At 62.1% G+C, this 17,754-nt stretch carries 14 protein-coding genes; 9 read left to right on the top strand and 5 right to left on the bottom strand.

Translation table 11 applies throughout. From position 1 onward, the window contains the following. Positions 1–133 precede the first annotated feature (133 nt). The 3 genes from ACOSV0_RS33510 to ACOSV0_RS33520 form a co-directional block, all read right to left on the bottom strand. Entirely contained in the window at positions 134–775 is a 642-nt protein-coding gene (locus ACOSV0_RS33510; RefSeq protein ID WP_434111935.1) for a DsbA family oxidoreductase, read from the bottom strand. 141 nt (positions 776–916) lie between these two features. Beyond that, entirely contained in the window at positions 917–1,399 is a 483-nt protein-coding gene (locus ACOSV0_RS33515; RefSeq protein WP_434111937.1) for a cupin domain-containing protein, read from the bottom strand. A gap of 93 nt (positions 1,400–1,492) precedes the next feature. Next, complete coding sequence (locus ACOSV0_RS33520) at positions 1,493–2,002, bottom strand: DUF1993 domain-containing protein (protein WP_434111938.1); 510 nt, start codon at positions 2,000–2,002, stop codon at positions 1,493–1,495. Between the two features lie 370 nt (positions 2,003–2,372). On the opposite strand from ACOSV0_RS33520, the gene ACOSV0_RS33525 reads away from it, so the two are divergent. The 3 genes from ACOSV0_RS33525 to ACOSV0_RS33535 all read left to right on the top strand — a co-directional run bounded on the left by ACOSV0_RS33525 (position 2,373) and on the right by ACOSV0_RS33535 (position 7,481). Next, on the top strand, positions 2,373–3,233 hold the full coding sequence (locus tag ACOSV0_RS33525) for a class I SAM-dependent methyltransferase (RefSeq protein ID WP_434111940.1): 861 nt from the start codon (positions 2,373–2,375) through the stop codon (positions 3,231–3,233). Positions 3,234–3,579: 346 nt separating this feature from the next. Then, entirely contained in the window at positions 3,580–4,374 is a 795-nt protein-coding gene (locus ACOSV0_RS33530; protein WP_434111941.1) for a substrate-binding periplasmic protein, read from the top strand. Beyond that, positions 4,371–7,481, top strand: coding sequence for a bifunctional diguanylate cyclase/phosphodiesterase (locus tag ACOSV0_RS33535; RefSeq protein ID WP_434111943.1), 3,111 nt, complete (start codon positions 4,371–4,373; stop codon positions 7,479–7,481). The genes ACOSV0_RS33530 and ACOSV0_RS33535 overlap by 4 nt, the downstream gene beginning before the upstream one ends. A 16-nt stretch (positions 7,482–7,497) precedes the next feature. Here the strand turns inward: ACOSV0_RS33535 and ACOSV0_RS33540 are convergent, their stop codons facing one another. Further along, positions 7,498–8,253 (bottom strand): SDR family NAD(P)-dependent oxidoreductase, encoded by a 756-nt coding sequence (locus tag ACOSV0_RS33540; protein ID WP_434111945.1) that lies wholly within the window; start codon positions 8,251–8,253, stop codon positions 7,498–7,500. Positions 8,254–8,461: 208 nt separating this feature from the next. Between ACOSV0_RS33540 and ACOSV0_RS33545 the strand changes: the two genes are divergently transcribed. The 5 genes from ACOSV0_RS33545 (at position 8,462) to ACOSV0_RS33565 (ending at position 15,957) form a co-directional block, all read left to right on the top strand. Beyond that, the gene (locus ACOSV0_RS33545; RefSeq protein WP_434111947.1) at positions 8,462–9,316 is read left to right on the top strand and encodes a helix-turn-helix transcriptional regulator; all 855 of its coding nucleotides are present in this window, start codon (positions 8,462–8,464) and stop codon (positions 9,314–9,316) included. 117 nt (positions 9,317–9,433) lie between these two features. Continuing rightward, positions 9,434–9,694 (top strand): hypothetical protein, encoded by a 261-nt coding sequence (locus tag ACOSV0_RS33550; protein WP_434111949.1) that lies wholly within the window; start codon positions 9,434–9,436, stop codon positions 9,692–9,694. Positions 9,695–10,118: 424 nt separating this feature from the next. Beyond that, on the top strand, positions 10,119–11,627 hold the full coding sequence (locus tag ACOSV0_RS33555; RefSeq protein WP_434111951.1) for an efflux transporter outer membrane subunit: 1,509 nt from the start codon (positions 10,119–10,121) through the stop codon (positions 11,625–11,627). Between the two features lie 112 nt (positions 11,628–11,739). Continuing rightward, positions 11,740–12,891 carry an efflux RND transporter periplasmic adaptor subunit gene (locus ACOSV0_RS33560; protein ID WP_434111953.1) on the top strand — a complete coding sequence of 384 codons (1,152 nt, stop codon included), beginning with the start codon at positions 11,740–11,742 and terminating at the stop codon, positions 12,889–12,891. 12 nt (positions 12,892–12,903) lie between these two features. Then, positions 12,904–15,957, top strand: coding sequence for an efflux RND transporter permease subunit (locus ACOSV0_RS33565; RefSeq protein ID WP_434111955.1), 3,054 nt, complete (start codon positions 12,904–12,906; stop codon positions 15,955–15,957). Between the two features lie 10 nt (positions 15,958–15,967). Here ACOSV0_RS33565 and ACOSV0_RS33570 read toward each other — a convergent pair whose 3' ends face one another. Beyond that, the gene (locus tag ACOSV0_RS33570) at positions 15,968–17,203 is read right to left on the bottom strand and encodes an NADH:flavin oxidoreductase/NADH oxidase family protein (RefSeq protein ID WP_434111957.1); all 1,236 of its coding nucleotides are present in this window, start codon (positions 17,201–17,203) and stop codon (positions 15,968–15,970) included. Between the two features lie 70 nt (positions 17,204–17,273). Between ACOSV0_RS33570 and ACOSV0_RS33575 the strand changes: the two genes are divergently transcribed. Then, the gene (locus ACOSV0_RS33575) at positions 17,274–17,711 is read left to right on the top strand and encodes a MerR family transcriptional regulator (RefSeq protein WP_434111959.1); all 438 of its coding nucleotides are present in this window, start codon (positions 17,274–17,276) and stop codon (positions 17,709–17,711) included. The last annotated feature ends 43 nt before the right edge of the window (positions 17,712–17,754 follow it).

Here is a 17,754-nt window from a genome sequence, read left to right on the forward strand (position 1 = left end):
CGATTTTACGCCGCTGAACAGCGGCGGCTCAATTAGGCATTCCCTGGTATCGTTAGGCAAATGCAGCGGGATTCAGTATGCGGCCAATGAACCCCGCCCTTCGTCTACCGATGGAATCGCTCGACGCCGCGCACTACGCTTCGGCCAGAATCTGCTGGATGACCTGCTCGAAGGTTTCCACGGGTTGTCCGCCGCTCACCAGATAGCGGCCGTTAAAGATGATCGCCGGCACGGACTGAATGCCCTTCGCCTGGTATTCCCGCTCTTCCGCACGAACCTCGTCGGCATGGGCTCCGCTTTGCAGCACCCTGCCCGCTTCCTCGGCATCGAGCCCTACGGATCGGGCCGCGTCGACCAGGACTTCGTGATCGCTCGGGTCTTTGCCTTCGGAATGATAGGCACGCAGCAGCGCCAGTTTGAGCGGCAGCTGCTTGCCTTCGATCCCGGCCCAATGCATCAGGCGGTGCGCATCGAAAGTGTTGTAGACGTGCGTACGCGGCCCGAAGGTAAAGCCGACGCTTGCCCCGCGCTCGCGGATCATTGCTTGCGTTTCGGCGATCTGCGCCGGCGTGCGCCCATATTTTTTGCCGAGATAATCGACAATGGCCTCGCCGTCCGAGCCCATCTCCGGATTCAACTCGAAGGGATGTACCACTATCTGGGCATCGACCGCGTCACCGAGACGCGATAGTGCAAGCTCGAGCGACGACAGGCCGATTGCACACCACGGGCATGCGATATCGGAGACGAAATCGATTGTTAGTTGTTGAGTCATTGCTCTTTCCTGACGGGAATAGTGTGTGGCGGGTTGTCTCGGCGTGACGCAAAGGCGGCCCACGGAGTAGCCTAGCCTGAATCACCAATATCTGCAGGACAGCGCTCCGGACGTACACCACATCGGATCGCCTACGACGCCTCAATCCGGCATCCCGTCATGACCCCCGAGCGGTCTCGCGGGCCAATCGACCCAGCGGTCCTTGCGGGTCAGTTCATACGCTTCATTGCGCGGATAGCGAATACGGTTGTCGTCGCGTGGACGCTCACCGATCACCATCAATCGGACCTCGTCCTTCGTATTGTTGATGAAGGTGTGGCAGATCCCCGTGCCCGCCGGAAACGCGACGGAATCTCCTTCAGCAATGGGATGAAGCACGCCGTCGATCCAGACATCGGGCTTGCCTTCGAGCACGTACACAAACTCCTGCTCGGTACTTTCGGCGTGCGGATAGGACGTCCGCCGGCCAGGCAGAAGCCTCACATGGTGAATGCCAATCCGCGTGATGCCGAGCGCGGCGGAAAGCGGCGCGTCCAGCGCCATTTTCTCGGTATCGCCGCGATAGGAATGCGCATCCGGCTCTTCGAGTTCCGTCCAGTGCTTGATGAAATCGGGTCGGCTCATCGCGTGTTCTCCTTCAGGAATGACAATCGATGATAGCCGCTTGCACAAAGAACGAAACGTATCCGGACGCGCAACGGAAATCCGCGCCGACGATCAGTAAGTTCCCATATAGTCGCGCTTGCCGATATCCACGCCGTTGTGACGCACAATCGCGTAGGCCGTCGTAACGTGGAAGAAGAACTGCGGCAAGCCGTAGTTTTGCAGATAGGCGCTGCCGACCAGCTTTTTCTCTTTCGGCGTGCCCGGACGCAGCACGATTTCCTTGTTCTCGCTGCCGTCGAATTGGGCGGCCTCGAGCGCGCCGATGTACGTCAACGCCTTGGCGATCAGCGCTTGCAGATCCGCAAACGTGACTTCGGTGTCGGGCCACGACGGCACTTCGACGCCGGCCAGGCGCGAACTGATGCCTTTGGCGAAGTCGGCCGCGATCTGCACCTGGCGCACGAGGGGAAACATGTCCGGGAACAGACGCGCCTGCAGCAGCGCGTTCGGATCGATGTTCTTTTCGGTGACGTGTGCTTCGGTTTTCTTCAGCACTTCGGACAATGCGGTCAGCATTTGCTTGAAAACTGGAACGGATGCGCTGTAGATGGAACTCGTCATGATCACTCTTTCGATGGATGCGTGATACCGGCGCGGAAGATACCGCGTCGGCCGGTTTAATGTCTGGCTGGCGATCGACCTGGTTGGACGTCGTGCGACAGGCTGAAGCGGGGGGAAGATTACCATCGTCCTGGGTCGAACGTTGGCGCAACCCTGCCGGCGAGTCCGGGGCTAACGCGCTCCGTCGCCGGGTTCGCGCAGGTGATATTCTTGCTGCTCACTGCATTTCCACACGCGGATGCACGTGTGAAACGTTTCTGACCGATCGCCAGGGCGCGAAGCAACAACGCTTTCCTGCATCACCTGCATCATCTGGCACAGTACTGATCGATCGGCTTCAGGCGAAGACGAACAAACAGGATCGAGAGTCATGAACGACAGGCAAGATGTGGCGCCAGACAGCACGGCAGCACGCGTCGCCTTGTGGCGCGCGCTGCATCTCCAGGCAGATTCCCCGCCGCATGTGCTGGAAGACGAAATCGGCCTGAAGCTGCTCGCGCCGGACGAGAACTGGCGCAGCCGCGGAGACATGAACCCGCAGTTCACGCGCCCCTTCCGCGCTTCAATCGTAGCCCGTGCCCGCTTCATCGAAGATCTCGTCGTGGAACAGGCCGGCCGCGGGCTGAGTCAATACGTCATTCTCGGCGCGGGCCTTGACACCCTCGCCCAGCGGCGGCCGGAGATCGCGTCCCGTCTCAAGGTGTTCGAGGTCGACCAGCCCGGCCCCCAGGCCTGGAAGCGTGAACGTCTGATCGAACTCGGTTTCGGCGTTCCGGACTGGCTGCGCTTCGTGCCGGTCGATTTCGAGGCCGGGGGAACCTGGCGGGACGGGCTCACGGCTGCCGGCTTCGATGACAGCAAACCGGCAATCGTGGTTTCCACGGGCGTCAGCATGTATCTCACCAAGGAAGCGAATGCGGCCACGCTGCGCCAGGTCGCGGCCCTCGCCCCAGGATCGACGCTCGCCATGACCTTCCTGCTTCCGCTGGAACTGGCGGACCCCGAGATACGTCCCGGGCTTGAGATGGCGGAGAAGGGAGCACGAGCCAGCGGTACACCGTTTATCAGCTTCTTCACCCCGCCGGAGATCCTGGCGCTGGCCCACGAAACGGGCTTTACGGAAGCACGGCACGTGTCGGCGGCCGATCTGACCCGGCGCTACTTCGCGGGAAGAACAGATGGCCTGCGTCCGCCAAACAATGCCGAGGAACTGCTGGTCGCCAATACATAGCTGCTTAAAGCCGGGCCTCGATAACCGCCTTGTCTATCACTGACCATACATGCTCAATCTTTCCATTGCGGCAACGCAAAACGCGTTGACATTCTGCAGCCGGGAATAGCACTTCGGCAGTCGAATCGCGCCCCTCTCGCCATGCGCTCCCCCGCCGTGCCCTTCGACAAATTGAATGTCTTCAACGATTCATGCGTCCAGGTGTAAGCTAGGCGAATTTCAAGAATCCAGCCGCCTCGCTCGCCGCCAGAAAGACAGAGCGATAGAACGGCTGAGCCTGGCGTCCAGGGGGACGTCAGTTTAATGGAAGGTTATATTCAAACCACCTTCTCGCGCTGGAGACACTGTGATTCGACATGGCCTTGGCGGTTTGCTGCTTACGCTATGCATCTTTGGCCGCGCAATGGCGGCCGGTCCTGATTGCTCGCGATCGTTTACGCTCGCGTTGCACGATCACGGCCTGCTCTATTCCCTCGACACCGACACCGGCATCGACAAGGATTTCGCCGACGAACTCATCCGCCGCAGCGGCTGCCAGATCCGGGTCAGCCTCATGTCGCGTGCCCGCATCTGGAAACTGATCGAGTCCGGCGCACTCGATTTCAGCCTGTCCGGCATTGCCAACGACGAGCGCAATCAGTACGCGGATTTCGCCTGGTATTTCCGGAACAAATATTATTTGCTGGTGCGCAAGGATGCCGGCATCCGTCAACTGACGGATTTCGAGCACAACAACCAGTTTCAGCTTGGCGTTATCCGCAGCTTCCGTTACAGCGACTCCGCCAACCGGCTGGTCGACAAGCTGTCGGCTGAAAACCGCGTCAGCCAGGCGGGCGGCCTCGATCCGCTGTATCAGGCACTGATCCTTAGGCGCATCCAGGGCATGATTATCGAACCCTTCGACTATCCCGCGCTCGATGAAAAGAAGATCCGGGACGTGACTACCATCGTGGAGTTCAATGACCCCGCCATCCCGCACGGCCTGATCATGTCGAAGCGGGCGCTGCCGGCGGCCGAGCGGGAAAAGTGGCGCGCCCTGGTGAATGAGATGCGCGCGGACGGCACCGTCCTGCGGATCTTCGAGAAGTACTTCAAACCCGACCTCGCCAATTCGATGGTCGACTTCCAGACGCCGCCGTGAGCTGGACGCGCCTTGTCCTGCTCCCGTTAATGGTCCTGTCCGCTTCGCTGAGCGTTACCTGGATACTTTGGGACCACGAACGGCAAGCCGCCCGCCATGAATTGCTCACCCAGTTCGACTTCTCGCTGGGCGATGCAGTCAGCCGGGTCGAACAGCGTATGGCGACCTATGAGCTCATGCTGCGCGGCGTGCAGAGCCTGTTCTCCGCCACCGGCGACATGAACCGTGACAAGTTCCGCAACTACGTCGGCACGCTCAATCTCGACGCCAACTTCTCCGGCATCCAGGCCATTGGCATCATCGAATGGGTGCCGGAGAAGGAGAAGGATATCCATGTGGCCACCATGCGCCGGCAGGGCCTGGCCGGCTACACCATCGAGCCTCAGGGCTCGCGCGAAGACTATGCGCCCGTCATCCAGCGTGAGCCGTATATTGGTCTCAATCGCGCCTCGCTAGGTCTCGACGCCTGGATCGATCCGGTGCGGCGGCAAGCCATGGAAAAAGCGCGCGATTCCGGTATGGCGAGCATCTCCGGGAAAGTTCGTCTTTGGGTGGATACCGAGGCCAACGCTCGCCCCGGTTTCATCATGTATCTGCCCATCTACGCGCAAGGGCAATCGCAGGACAGCGTCGCCCAGCGCCGGGCGCATCTGATCGGCTGGGTCTATGCCTCGTTCCGCATGCACGACGTCATCGCCAGTCTGTACGGCGAGCAGCCGCCCGGACTCACCATTGCCATCTACGACGGCATCGACCCGTCCCCCGCAGCACTGCTGCACAAGACGCCTGTCGCAGCCGGGCCGCATCCCCCCGCGATCATCTCGGCCAACGAATATCTGGTCGTCGCCGGACACGACTGGACGCTTTCAATGAGTGCCCAGGACGATTTCAAATCCCGTTTCGGCCGTAACGCGGAACTGCTGATCGCCAGTGCCGGTATCGGCCTTAGCCTGCTGCTGGCGCTGCTCACCTGGCTGATGATGACCGGCCGCGGCCGCGCGATGCGGCTCGCCTCCGCGATGACGCAGGAATTGCGCGAGAACGAGGAAAAGTTCCGCGCCATTGCCGATTGCACGGTCAACTGGGAGGTCTGGTGGGGACCGGACGGCAAGCCTCGCTGGATCAACCCATCGGTGCGGGAATACACGGGATATACGGTCGAAGAATGCATGGCCATGTCCGACTTTGCCGGCACCCTGATCTATCCGGAAGATCGCGCCCGCGTTGCCCCTGAGTTTCTGAAAGGACTTCAGGGTTTTCGCGGAGATGACCTCGAGTTTCGTTGTATTCGCAAGGATGGTTCGCTGGTCTGGCTTTCCGTTTCGTGGGTTCCAATCAGCGATGCCAAGGGCGACTTCATCGGCTTTCGCACGAGCGGGCGCGACATTACCGAGCGCAAGCAGGTCGAGACCGAACTTCGAATCGCCGCGGTCGCCTTCGACTCGCAGGAGCCGATGATGATCACCGACGCCAACGCCAAAATCCTGCGCGTGAACTCGGCTTTCACCGAATGCACCGGCTATACGGCCGAAGAAATTGTCGGCCAAACGCCGCGAATCCTTCAATCTGGCCGTCATAGCAGAGCTTTTTTCCGCGAGATGTGGGAAGCCATCCACCGGACCGGCGGATGGCAGGGGGAAATCTGGGATCGCCGCAAGAACGGCGAGGTGTATCCCAAATGGCTCACGATCTCCGCGGTCATGAGAGCAGACGGCGTCGTCAGTCACTATGTCGGCACGCATCACGACATTACCGAACGCAAGATCGCGGAGGAAAAAATCAAGGAGTTGGCGTTCTTCGATGCGCTGACCCGTTTGCCCAACCGCACCCTGCTGCTGGATCGACTGAAGCAGGCGATCACCTCCAGCGCCCGAAGCGAAGCGTGCGGCGCCTTGCTGTTCATCGACCTCGATCACTTCAAGACATTGAACGACACGCTCGGCCACGACAAAGGCGATTTGCTCCTGCAGCAAGTGGCGCAACGTCTGGCGTCCAGCGTGCTCGAGAACGACACTGTGGCGCGGGTGGGTGGCGACGAGTTCGTGGTGGTGCTGGGAAGCTTGCATGAAAATCGCCAGGAGGCGGCCAGCCAGACCGAGGCCCAGGGCGAAAAAATTCTCTCGGTCCTTGGCATGCCGTATCAGCTTGGCGAGATTGAATACCGCAGTACCGCGAGCATCGGCGCCACGGTATTCATGGGACAGCAGGCTTCCATTGACGAGCTCCTGAAACAGGCCGACCTCGCGATGTACAAGTCGAAAGAGAGAGGACGCAATGCCGTGTGCTTCTTCGATCCGGACATGCAAACGGTCGTCGTGGAGCGCGCCGCGCTCGAAGCGGGACTGCGCAACGCAATTCAGGAAGATCAGTTCCTGCTTCATTACCAGGCGCAGGTCGACGGCGCGCGCGTCACGGGCGTCGAAGCGCTGGTGCGTTGGCAACATCCCCTGCGCGGTATCGTGTCGCCGGCCGATTTCATTGCGCTGGCAGAAGAAACCGGATTGATTCTTGCGCTGGGAGGCTGGGTCCTGGAAGCGGCCTGCACGCAGCTGGCGCAATGGGCAACGCGGCCCGAGATGGACCATCTCACGATTGCGGTCAACGTCAGCGTCCAGCAGTTCCGCGAAGCCGACTTCGTGGACAAGGTGTTGGCCACCATCAGGCAGACCGGCGCGAGAGCGGACAGGTTGAAGCTGGAGCTGACGGAAAGCGTGCTGGTGGACAACGCGCAGGACATCATCCAGAAGATGGCTGCGCTCAAGGCAAAAGGCGTTGTCTTCTCACTGGACGATTTCGGTATCGGGTATTCGTCGCTGTCCTATTTGAAGCGGTTGCCTCTGGACCAGTTGAAAATCGACCGGTCATTCGTGCGTGATGTGCTGATCGATCCCAACGACGCCGTGATTGCGAGGACCATCGTAGCGCTGGCGCAAAGCCTCGGCCTGGGTGTCATCGCCGAGGGTGTGGAGACCGAGGCTCAGCGAGACTTCCTCGCTGCCGCGGGATGTCATGCATACCAGGGATACTATTTCTGCCGCCCGCTTCCCATCGACGATTTCGAAGCGTTTTTCAGCAGGCTCGAGTCGAGCCAGTGCGTAGCCGAATGACCACAAAACGCCGGATTTAGCGCGCCGTCCATCCGCCGTCGATAACCAGATTCGCGCCCGACATGAAGGCCGAATCGTCGCTCGCCAGAAAAGCCGCAGCAGCGGCAACTTCGTCAGGCGAACCAATCCGCCCCAACACCGTCGCGGCCTCGAAAGCGCGCCGCAAACCGGCCGGATCGGGACTGCTGGAAAACACATCTTCCAGCAATTGCGTCGCGACCGGACCAGGACACAGGCAGTTCACCCGGATACCCTGGCGGCCGTGATCGATCGCCATGGCCTTTGTCAGCATCACCACCCCGCCTTTTGACGCACAGTAAGCGGCAACATTGGCTTCACCGACGAGTCCCAGTTCGGATGCAATGTTAATGATGACGCCCTGACCGCGCTTTTGCATCGCCGGGATGATGGCTCTCGAACACAGGAAAACGCCTTTCAGGTTGACCGCCATCAGCCGGTCCCATTCCGTAACGGTCGTGTCGAGAACGGTTTTCGCGAATTCGATGCCCGCGTTGTTAACCAGGATGTCCACGTTGCCGAACCGGGCTTCGGCCAGGCGAATCATTTCACTCACGTCGGATTCCTGCGATACGTCCGCACGAACGTAGCAGGCTTCGCCGCCCGAGGCGCAAAGCGCGTCTGCTTCGGCGCTCGCGTCCGTCACATCGGCGAGCACCACCTTTGCGCCCTCGGCCACGAACCGCGTCGCGATTGCATGTCCGATGCCCCGCTGGGCACCCGTAACCAGGGCAACGCGATCTTTCAGTCTCATGTCGTTCTCTTGTGCAAATAAGGTGAACGTCATGCTACCAGCCGGGATTTCACGCGGGCCCGCGTTCGCGCTTATACGGGGCTTCAGCCAGAGGCGGATTCGGGTACCCAGAATCACACGAGTTCAGACGATCGCGTGCAATGTACGCAGCAAAATCATCCTGTTAAAGTAGTAACATTATTCAGGTATACGTGCTCAGAGGTTACGCATGGCCCACGTGAACGACGACGAGAACGGCAATCGGCTCGGCAACTATCTGAAGAACCGGCGGACGAAGCTCGATCCCGCGTCCTTCGGCATTTTCGGCGGACGGCGGCGAACGGCGGGACTGCGCCGGGAAGAAGTGGCGCAGCGCGCCAACATCAGCGCGGCCTGGTACACCTGGCTGGAGCAGGGGCGCGGCGGCAATCCTTCAGCGGACGTGCTGGACCGCATCGCAAAAGCACTCATGCTGACCGAGGTGGAACGCGAACACGTGTTCCTGCTCGGCCTCGGCCATCCGCCCGAAGTCCACTATCGCGGCGGCGACGCGATCACGCCGCGACTGCAGCGCCTGCTCGATGCCCTGCCCTATAGCCCGGCGATCGTCAGGACTGCGACGTGGGACGTAGTGGCCTGGAATCGCGCGGCCGCGACCGTGCTCACCGACTACGGCACGCTGCCACCTGAAAAACGCAACATCCTGCGCATGATCTTCAGCGATCCCCACGTCCGCGCCGCGCAGTTCGATTGGGAAAGCGTGGCCCGCGCCGTGGTGAGCGCCTTCCGGATCGATGCCGCGCGCGCGGGCGCCGATGCCGAAGTGGCGCCGCTGGTCGACGAACTGTGCCGGTCGAGTCCGGAGTTCGCCGCCATGTGGCAGGACAACGAGGTACAAATCCACGGCGACGGAGTCAAGCACCTGCACCACCCCGTGCTCGGGCCGATTTCGCTGGAATTCTCGTCGTTCGCGATCGACGGGCGGCCGGATCTTCAGATGGTCGTCTACAACCCGGCGACACCGGCCGATCAGGAACTGATCCGGTCCCTGCTCGAGCGAACGCCGGCAATCGCTGCGGAGTGAGACCGGCGGCACCGCCATCGCCGGGCCTTCCGCCGCGGCGGTTGGCGCTGGATGGTTTTCTTCGTTGTCGACCTCGCTCCCCATGACGGCGCCCGTTCAAATAACTAGAATAGATTCATGGCCCTGTTCGCATCGGGAGGCGCCATGAATGAATTTGTAAGCGTCGCTATCCGTCTGGCTGGATCCGTGTTCCGCACCCAGTCATACGAGTCCGTTGCCGATCTCATCGACATCCTTGCCGGACTGGCTGGTCTTATTCTTCTCACCGGCATCCTGCTCGTGCATCTACCAGGTGGACGTGCCCGGGAACGGAAACCGGACTGGCAAACCGATCCGCAGCATTCACATGCTGTCTGGTGGAGCCACCACAAAAGGTAACGGGCGCCGCACGCTTGCCGTCTGCGCATGGCGAACCGTGGCAATGGCCTGCGCCCGCTGCACGCATCCTCAACCTGGGGTCGGGGATGCCGCGCTATTTTCAGCAAACGCGCTTGGCCTGGCGCGGCTCCGGCCGATTTTTTAACCATCAATCGGCGGCAGTTACCCAGGCGGCATTGTCAGTGCCCCGGCCCCAGGGAAATCCCTTGCCATGCAGGCGGCCTGCCCGAAGGCCTGCCAGGCGCATGGACTACGTGATCTCGTGCCCAGACGCAACAATCGACCATGCTAGGCTAAGCGCAGCTATCGTTTCGCGTGGTAAATTCCGCCGTCAGGAAAAGAAACATCGAAAGCTCGGGTGGCACTGAATGTGCCCACCCGTTCCGCTCGCTCAGGCTAAGCGCAGGCGATATAAGGTGGATCGATGATCGACTTGAACCAGCGTATTGTCCGGCGGCTGCGCATATGCGTCGCGCTTTGCGGCGCCGCCGCAGTGGCCGGCTGCATGGTCGGTCCCAACTACCGCACGCCCGCCGCCCCCCCTACCGACACCTACACCGCCGCGCCGATGCCCGAGCAGACGGCCTCTTCTCCGGGGGCTGCCGGCTTGCCGCAGCGCTTTGTGCCGGGACAGGACATTCCCGCCGCCTGGTGGGCGCTGTTTCATTGCGAACCGCTCGATACGCTGATCCGTCAGGCTCTCGTCAACAGTCCGAACATCGTCGCGGCACAAGCCGCATTACGGCAGGCGCGCGAAAACTTCTCGGCGCAAGCCGGCGGCTCCCTTCTGCCGAGCGTCGACGCGCAACTTGGCGCCACGCGCGAAAAAGTGAACGGCATCGCGTTCGGCCAGCCTGGCGTGATCGACGAGTTCAATCTCTACAACGCATCCGTCAACGTGTCGTACAAGCTCGACGTGTTCGGCGGCGCGCGGCGCGAACTCGAAGCGTTGCACGCGCAAATCGACTACCAGCGCTTCCAGCTGCAAGCCGCCTATCTCGCGATGTCGGCCAACATCGTGACAGCGGCCGTCAAGGAAGCGTCACTGCGTGCGCAGATCGAGGCAACCGAGCGGATCGCGACGGAAGAAGACGAGCAACTGGGCGTACTCGGCAAACAGTTCGAGCTGGGCGGCGTCGGCCGTACGGCGGTACTCGCGCAGCAGACCCTGCTGGCGCAGACCCGCGCCACGCTCCCGCCGCTGCAACAGCAACTCGACCAGGTGCGCCACCAGCTCGCCGTGCTGGCCGGCAAACTGCCCAGCGACGCCACGCTGCCCGAATTCAGGCTCGATATGTTCTCGTTGCCCGAGACGCTGCCGGTCAGCCTTCCGTCGGCACTCGTACAGCAGCGGCCCGACATCCTCGCTGCCGACGCCGTGCTGCATCAGGCCAGCGCGCAAATCGGCGTGGCGACCGCCGCGATGTATCCGCAGATCACGCTGTCCGCCAGCTACGGCGCCGAGGCGCTGACGCCGGCCCAGGTGTTCAAGGCAGGCAGCACGATCTGGAGCCTGGGCGCCGGTCTGCTGCAACCGGTCTTTCACGGCGGGCAGTTGAGTGCGCAGAAGCGCGCGGCCGAAGCGGCGTACGAACAGGCCGACGCCCAATATCGCGAAACGGTGCTGCTGGCGTTCCAGAACGTCGCGGATTCGCTGCGCGCGCTCGATCACGATGCGACCGGCCTGAAAGCGCAGACGGAAGCCTGGCGCTCGGCCAGCGATTCGCTCGAACTGACGCGCGGGCAATATCGCGTCGGCGGCGTGAGCTACCTGTCGCTTCTCGATGCACAACGCCAGTACCAGCAAACGGTGGTGAGTCTCGCGCAGGCACAGGCGTCGCGCTATGCCGATACCGCGGCCCTCTTCCAGGCGCTCGGCGGCGGCTGGTGGAACGCCGCTGCGCCGGCCACTGCCGCCGCAACGACGCATTGACCCGTCGCCAGACGGAACACTCGCTTCACTGCTCTTTGCAACACGCGCTGTCTGAAACGCCAAGGAACGCAACGTCCGGCGCCTCGCGCCAATGCTGTGCAAGGACATCACGATGACAGAAAGAAAACCGATGACAAAGCGGATGGTGATCATGCTGATCTGTGTCGGCCTGCTGCTGGCCGCACTCGTCGGTTTCAACCTGTTCCGCTCGCACATGATCGCGAAGTTCATGGCGGGCAACGCGGAGCCGCCGGCTACCGTCTCGGCGGTTGTCGCCAGCTATCAGTCATGGCAGCCGCAGCTTGCGGCGGTCGGCAGCCTGCGCGCCGTGCGTGGCGTCGACGTCACCACCGAAGTCGCGGGCCTCGTGCGCGAGGTGGCATTCAGCTCGGGGCAGGAAGCGAAAGCCGGGCAAGTGCTTGTCAGGCTCAACGCCGATAGCGACGTGGCGCTGCTCCAGTCGCTCCAGGCCGCAGCGGAACTCGCCCAGACGGTCTACACGCGCGACAAGGCGCAGTACGACATCAAGGCGATCGCCAAGGCGCAACTCGACGCGGACGCCGCCGACCTGAAGGGCAAGAAAGCGCAAGTCGCGCAACAGGCCGCGCTCGTCGACAAGAAGACCATCCGCGCGCCGTTTGCGGGACGCCTCGGCATCACCACGATCAATCCGGGGCAGTACATCAATCCGGGCGATGCGATCGTCACGTTGCAGGCGATCGATCCGATCTACGCCGATTTCTACCTGCCGCAGCAGCAGCTCGGCCTGCTCGCGATCGGCCAGACCATCGTGGTCGACACCAATGCGTACAGCGGGCAAACGTTCGTGGGCAAAATCCAGTCGGTCAGCCCGAAAGTCGACAGCGCCACGCGCAACGTGCAGATCGAAGCCAGCGTGGACAATCACGAGCGCAAGCTGCTGCCGGGCATGTACGCGAACGTAAAGATCGACGCGGGCGCCGGACAGCGCCACCTGACGCTGCCGCAAACGGCCATCACCTACAACCCCTATGGCGCGACCGTGTTCATCGTCAAGCCAGGCACGCAAGCCAACGCGCAGGGCAAGACGTTACCCGTCGCGCAGCAGGTATTTGTCACGCCAGGGCCGACGCGCGGCGATCAGGTTGCGATTCTCAAAGGTGTCGAAGCAGGCACGCAGGTCGTGACAAGCGGTCAGCTCAAACTCAAGAACGGCACGCCGCTCATCATCAATAACAGCGTGCAGCCGACGGACAGTCCGAACCCGACGCCTCAGGAACAATAGAGAGACCGCGCGATGACATTCACCGATCTCTTTATCCGGCGGCCTGTGCTTGCCTCGGTCGTCAGCCTGCTGATCCTCGTGCTCGGCTTGCGCTCGCTGGCGGCCCTGAAAGTCAGCCAGTATCCGCAGACCGAAAACGCCGTCGTGACGATCAGCACGGCTTACTACGGTGCGAACGCCGACACCATCGCCGGGTTCATCACCCAGCCGCTCGAGGCCGCGATTGCTCAGGCGCAAGGCATCGACTACATGTCGTCGACGAGCAGCACCGGCGTGTCGACCATTACCGCGACGCTGCGCCTGAATTACGACGCGAATCGCGCGCTCACCGAAATCAACACGCAGATCGGCTCGGTACGCAACCAGTTGCCGCCGCAGGCACAGCAGCCGGTGCTGACGGTTCAGACCGGGCAGACCACCGACGCCATGTACATGGGCTTTTATAGCAATGTGCTGCCGAGCAACAACGTCACGGATTACCTGCTGCGTGTCATCAAGCCCAAGCTCGATTCGATCGAAGGCGTGCAGACGGCGGAAATCCTCGGCGGCCGGCAGTTCGCGTTGCGCGCGTGGCTCGATTCGACGCGGCTCGCCGCGCACGGCGTGACGGCAACCGACGTTTTCACGGCGCTCGGCAACAACAACTACCTCGCGACGCTCGGCACGACGAAGGGGCAAATGGTCAGCGTCGACCTGAACGCGGGCACGGATCTGCATACCGTCGACGACTTCAAGCAACTCGTCATCAAACAGAAGAACGGCGCGATCGTGCGCCTCGAAGACGTGGCGAACGTCGTGCTCGGCGCCGACAGTTACGACTTCAACGTCGCGTTCAGCGGCAAGCGTTCGGTGTTCATCGGCATCAAGGTCGCGCCGGACGCCAACATCCTCGACGTGGCCAAGCGCGTGAAAGCCGTCTTTCCCGGGCTGCAGAAGCAGTTCCCGATCGGCATGACGGGCGATATCGTTTATGACGCGACCGATTTCGTCAACACGGCAATCGTCGAGGTCATCAAGACGCTGGTCGAATCGCTGCTGATCGTCACCGTGGTGATTTTCCTGTTCCTCGGCAGCTTCCGCGCCGTCATCGTGCCGCTGATCGCCATGCCGTTGTCGCTCATCGGCACGTTCTTCGTGATGCAGTTGCTCGGCTATTCGATCAATCTGCTGACGCTGCTCGCGCTCGTGCTCGCGATCGGGCTCGTGGTGGACGATGCGATTATCGTCGTCGAAAACGTCGATCGTCATATGAAGGAAGAAGGCAAGGCGCCATTCGATGCCGCGCTGATCGCCGCGCGCGAACTCGGCGGGCCGATTCTCGCGATGACCGTCGTGCTGATCGCGGTGTATGCGCCGATCGGTTTTCAGGGCGGCCTCACCGGCGCGCTCTTCACCGAGTTCGCCTTCTCGCTCGCCGGCGCGGTGACGGTCTCCGGTGTGATCGCGCTGACGTTGTCGCCGATGATGTGCTCGCGCTTCTTTCGCGTGGAGCAGGAATCCGGGCGCTTCGCGCGTTTCGTCGACCGCCAGTTCGACCGGGTTCATCGTGGCTATGGCCGTCTGTTGCACGCGACGCTCGACACCTGGCCCGTGTTCACCATCATGGGGGCGCTGCTGCTCGGCGGCACGGTCTACCTGTTCATGACGTCGAAATCGGAGCTCGCGCCGCAGGAGGATCAGGGGATCGTCCTGTCGCAGATCCAGGGGCCGCCGAACGCAACCATCCAGCAGATGCAGACTTACGCGGACCAGGTATTCAATATCTCGAAAGCGTTGCCCGAATACTCGCAGATGTTCCAGCTCACCGGCGCGCCGACGCTCAACCAGGGGATCGGCGGCGTGCTGTTCAAGACATGGGATCAGCGCAGCAAGGGAGCGACCGTTTTGCAGCAGGAATTGCAGCAGAAATGGAATCAGATTGCCGGCGCTCGCGTCGCGGCGTTCCAGTTTCCGCCGCTGCCGGGCTCGCAGGGTTTGCCGGTGCAATTCGTCATCAGTACGACCGAGCCCTTCGAGAACCTCAATGAAGTATCGCAGGCCGTGCTGCAGAAAGCCCGCGCGAGCGGGATGTTTTTCTTTGTCGACAGCGATCTCAAGCTCGACAAGCCGGAAGCCACGCTCATTGTCGACCGCGACAAGGTCGCCTCACTCGGGCTATCGCAGAGCGATGTCGGGCAAGCGCTCGGGTCGGCGCTCGGGGGCGGCTACGTCAACTACTTCTCGATCGCCGGGCGCTCATACAAGGTGATTCCGCAGGTGCTGCAGACCGACCGTCTGAATCCTTCGCAGGTGCTCGATTATTATCTGCGCACGCCGGACGGCAGCGTCATTCCGGCTTCGACGATTGCGCATATCGAGCACAACGTCGTGCCGGAGTCGATCAACCACTTCCAGCAACTCAATTCGGCGACGATCTCGGGCGTGACCGTGCCGGGCGTGTCGCAAGGCGAGGTGCTCGAGTTTTTGCGCCAGGCAACCACTCAGGCCGCGCCGGCGGGATATTCGGCTGACTACTCGGGGCAATCGCGGCAATTCGTGCAGGAGTCCGGCGGTTTCGTCATCACGCTGCTGTTCGCGACGATCATCGTGTTCCTCGCGCTCGCGGCGCAGTTCGAAAGTTTCCGTGATCCGATCGTGATCCTGGTGTCGGTACCGATGGCGCTTTTCGGTGCGCTCATCTTCATCAACATCGGCCTGACGACGCTGAACATCTACACGCAGGTCGGGCTCGTCACGCTGATGGGACTCGTCAGCAAGCACGGCATCCTGATCGTTCAGTTCGCCAACGAATTGCAACACGCCGGTAAATCGAAACGCGAAGCCCTGGAAGAGGCAGCGGGCGTGCGGCTGCGTCCGATTCTGATGACGACGGCGGCGATGGTGCTCGGCGTCCTGCCGCTCGTGATCGCCTCGGGCGCGGGCGCGGCGGGCCGCAATGCGATGGGCCTCGTGATCTTCACGGGACTCTCGATCGGCACGCTCTTTACGTTGTTCGTGGTGCCCGCGATGTATATGTTCCTCGCCGCGGACCATCACCAGGAAGCTGGCGCGCCGAAGGCGGGTTAGATCTGAAGCGTCACGCGTGCTGCTGTTTCCATTGCCGATAACGCCGCGTCAGCCAGCGCGTGCGCAATTGATCGAAGATCAATGTCAGGATCGCGGAATAGCGGGCAGAGCCCGTACGTCCCGCGCCGAGAGCACGCAAATGGCGTTTGACGAGCGCCATGCGGGCGAGCCCCGTGAGTGCCCGATCGCGCCATTCGATCGGTTGAATGTGCGCCCCCAGATCCGCGCCTGCCCGCCAGCGTGCAGGCAGATCGGGCATCACGGCGAGCGCCGTGGCCATGCCGACGACGGCGACGCCACTGTTCAGCACCTGTTCAGCCACAGCGCGGCGCCGGATGCCTCCGGTCGTCATGACTGGCATCGTGGCGACGCCGGCCAGATCCCGCGCAAATTCGAGGAAATAGGCTTCGCGCGCGAGGGTGCGCCCGTCAGCGGTATCGCCCTGCATCGCGGGGCTCTCATAGCTGCCCCCGGATAGCTCGACCAGGTCGACCGGCAGTTCATTCAGCCACAGCACGACTTGCCGCGCATCGTCTTCAGAAAAGCCACCGCGCTGAAAGTCAGCGGAGTTCAGTTTGACGGCCACGCAAAAGCCCGGCGAGACCTTTGCGCGGACCGCACGCACCACATCCAGCAGCAGGCGGGCACGGTTGGCAAGATCGCCGCCCCAACGGTCGGCGCGGCGATTGGTCAGCGGTGAAAGAAACTGCGAGATCAGGTAACCATGCGCGGCGTGAATTTCCACACCGGTGAACCCAGCCTGCTCGGCGGCGTACGCCGTCGCCGCAAAACGGCCGATGGTCTCGCTGATTTCGTCCTCGCTCATGGCGCTTGGCGGCGCGAACAGCTTGCTGTGTTTGCCGAGATCCATCGGAATCGCCGAGGGCGCCCATGCGTTTCCGCCCATCGCGGCCAGCACCTGCCGGCCCGGATGATTGATCTGCATCCACACCTGCGCACCTTTGCTGCGCGCCGCCTGCGACCATTGTATGAAGGGTGCAAGCGGCGTATTGGCCTCGAGCACAATCCCGCCGGGTCCGGTCAGCGCCCGGCCGTCGATCATCACGTTGCCCGTGACGATAAGGCCCGCGCCGCCTTCGGCCCACGAGCGGTATAGGCGATGGATCGTCTCGCCAGGCAGTTGCCCCGCGTCGGCAAGATTTTCCTCCATCGCCGCTTTGGCCAGACGGTTGGGGAGCCAGGTGCCGTTGGGCAGTTGCACGAGCGTAAACAGCGATGTAGTCATGGCAAAGTCAGCACGAAAGATGAACGATGCCGCTATACTAAGATTAAAGTCAACTTGAAGGTCAAGCGCTATGAGAATCGGCGAACTCGCGGAAAAAACCGGCCTCGCGCCGTCCGCCATCCGTTTTTATGAGCAGAGCGGCTTGCTTCCCGCGCCGGAGCGTACTGCCAACGGTTATCGCGTCTACTCCGACATGGCCGTTGGGCGCTTGCGCATGGTGCAGTTGGCGCAGAATCTGGGCTTCCCGCTCGACAAACTGCGCGAGGCATTCGCCAGTCACGAGAATTATCCGAAAGATGATTTGCTGCGCCAACTCGACACGCGGCTCGACGAAATCGAGCAGCTCATGATCGCCCTGCGTGCGCAGCGAAAAACGCTGCGCACGCTTCGCACCACCCTCTCCGACACCTGGGCAGCAGGAGATTGTGTCGACGGCTTTGAGTTGGCCGGCCGTCTCCTGGCGCAGCAGCAGGAGCCGTCAGGCCGATCAAAACGTCGCGCGCGGTAGCCCGCGGCAAAGCCGCCTGAGAAAGGGACAGACGCGCGCGATG

The organism is Paraburkholderia caffeinilytica (assembly GCF_051027425.1).
GTDB lineage: Bacteria > Pseudomonadota > Gammaproteobacteria > Burkholderiales > Burkholderiaceae > Paraburkholderia > Paraburkholderia caffeinilytica_A.

Excerpts from the sequence above, each read along its gene's own strand:
- ACOSV0_RS33540 (WP_434111945.1), bottom strand. The coding sequence starts at position 8,253 with ATGAGACTGAAAGATCGCGTTGCCCTGGTTACGGGTGCCCAGCGGGGC.
- ACOSV0_RS33560 (WP_434111953.1), top strand. The coding sequence starts at position 11,740 with ATGACAGAAAGAAAACCGATGACAAAGCGGATGGTGATCATGCTGATC.
- ACOSV0_RS33570 (WP_434111957.1), bottom strand. The coding sequence starts at position 17,203 with ATGACTACATCGCTGTTTACGCTCGTGCAACTGCCCAACGGCACCTGG.
- ACOSV0_RS33510 (WP_434111935.1), bottom strand. The coding sequence starts at position 775 with ATGACTCAACAACTAACAATCGATTTCGTCTCCGATATCGCATGCCCG.
- ACOSV0_RS33565 (WP_434111955.1), top strand. The coding sequence starts at position 12,904 with ATGACATTCACCGATCTCTTTATCCGGCGGCCTGTGCTTGCCTCGGTC.
- ACOSV0_RS33575 (WP_434111959.1), top strand. The coding sequence starts at position 17,274 with ATGAGAATCGGCGAACTCGCGGAAAAAACCGGCCTCGCGCCGTCCGCC.
- ACOSV0_RS33515 (WP_434111937.1), bottom strand. The coding sequence starts at position 1,399 with ATGAGCCGACCCGATTTCATCAAGCACTGGACGGAACTCGAAGAGCCG.
- ACOSV0_RS33545 (WP_434111947.1), top strand. The coding sequence starts at position 8,462 with ATGGCCCACGTGAACGACGACGAGAACGGCAATCGGCTCGGCAACTAT.
- ACOSV0_RS33550 (WP_434111949.1), top strand. The coding sequence starts at position 9,434 with ATGGCCCTGTTCGCATCGGGAGGCGCCATGAATGAATTTGTAAGCGTC.
- ACOSV0_RS33520 (WP_434111938.1), bottom strand. The coding sequence starts at position 2,002 with ATGACGAGTTCCATCTACAGCGCATCCGTTCCAGTTTTCAAGCAAATG.
- ACOSV0_RS33555 (WP_434111951.1), top strand. The coding sequence starts at position 10,119 with ATGATCGACTTGAACCAGCGTATTGTCCGGCGGCTGCGCATATGCGTC.
- ACOSV0_RS33525 (WP_434111940.1), top strand. The coding sequence starts at position 2,373 with ATGAACGACAGGCAAGATGTGGCGCCAGACAGCACGGCAGCACGCGTC.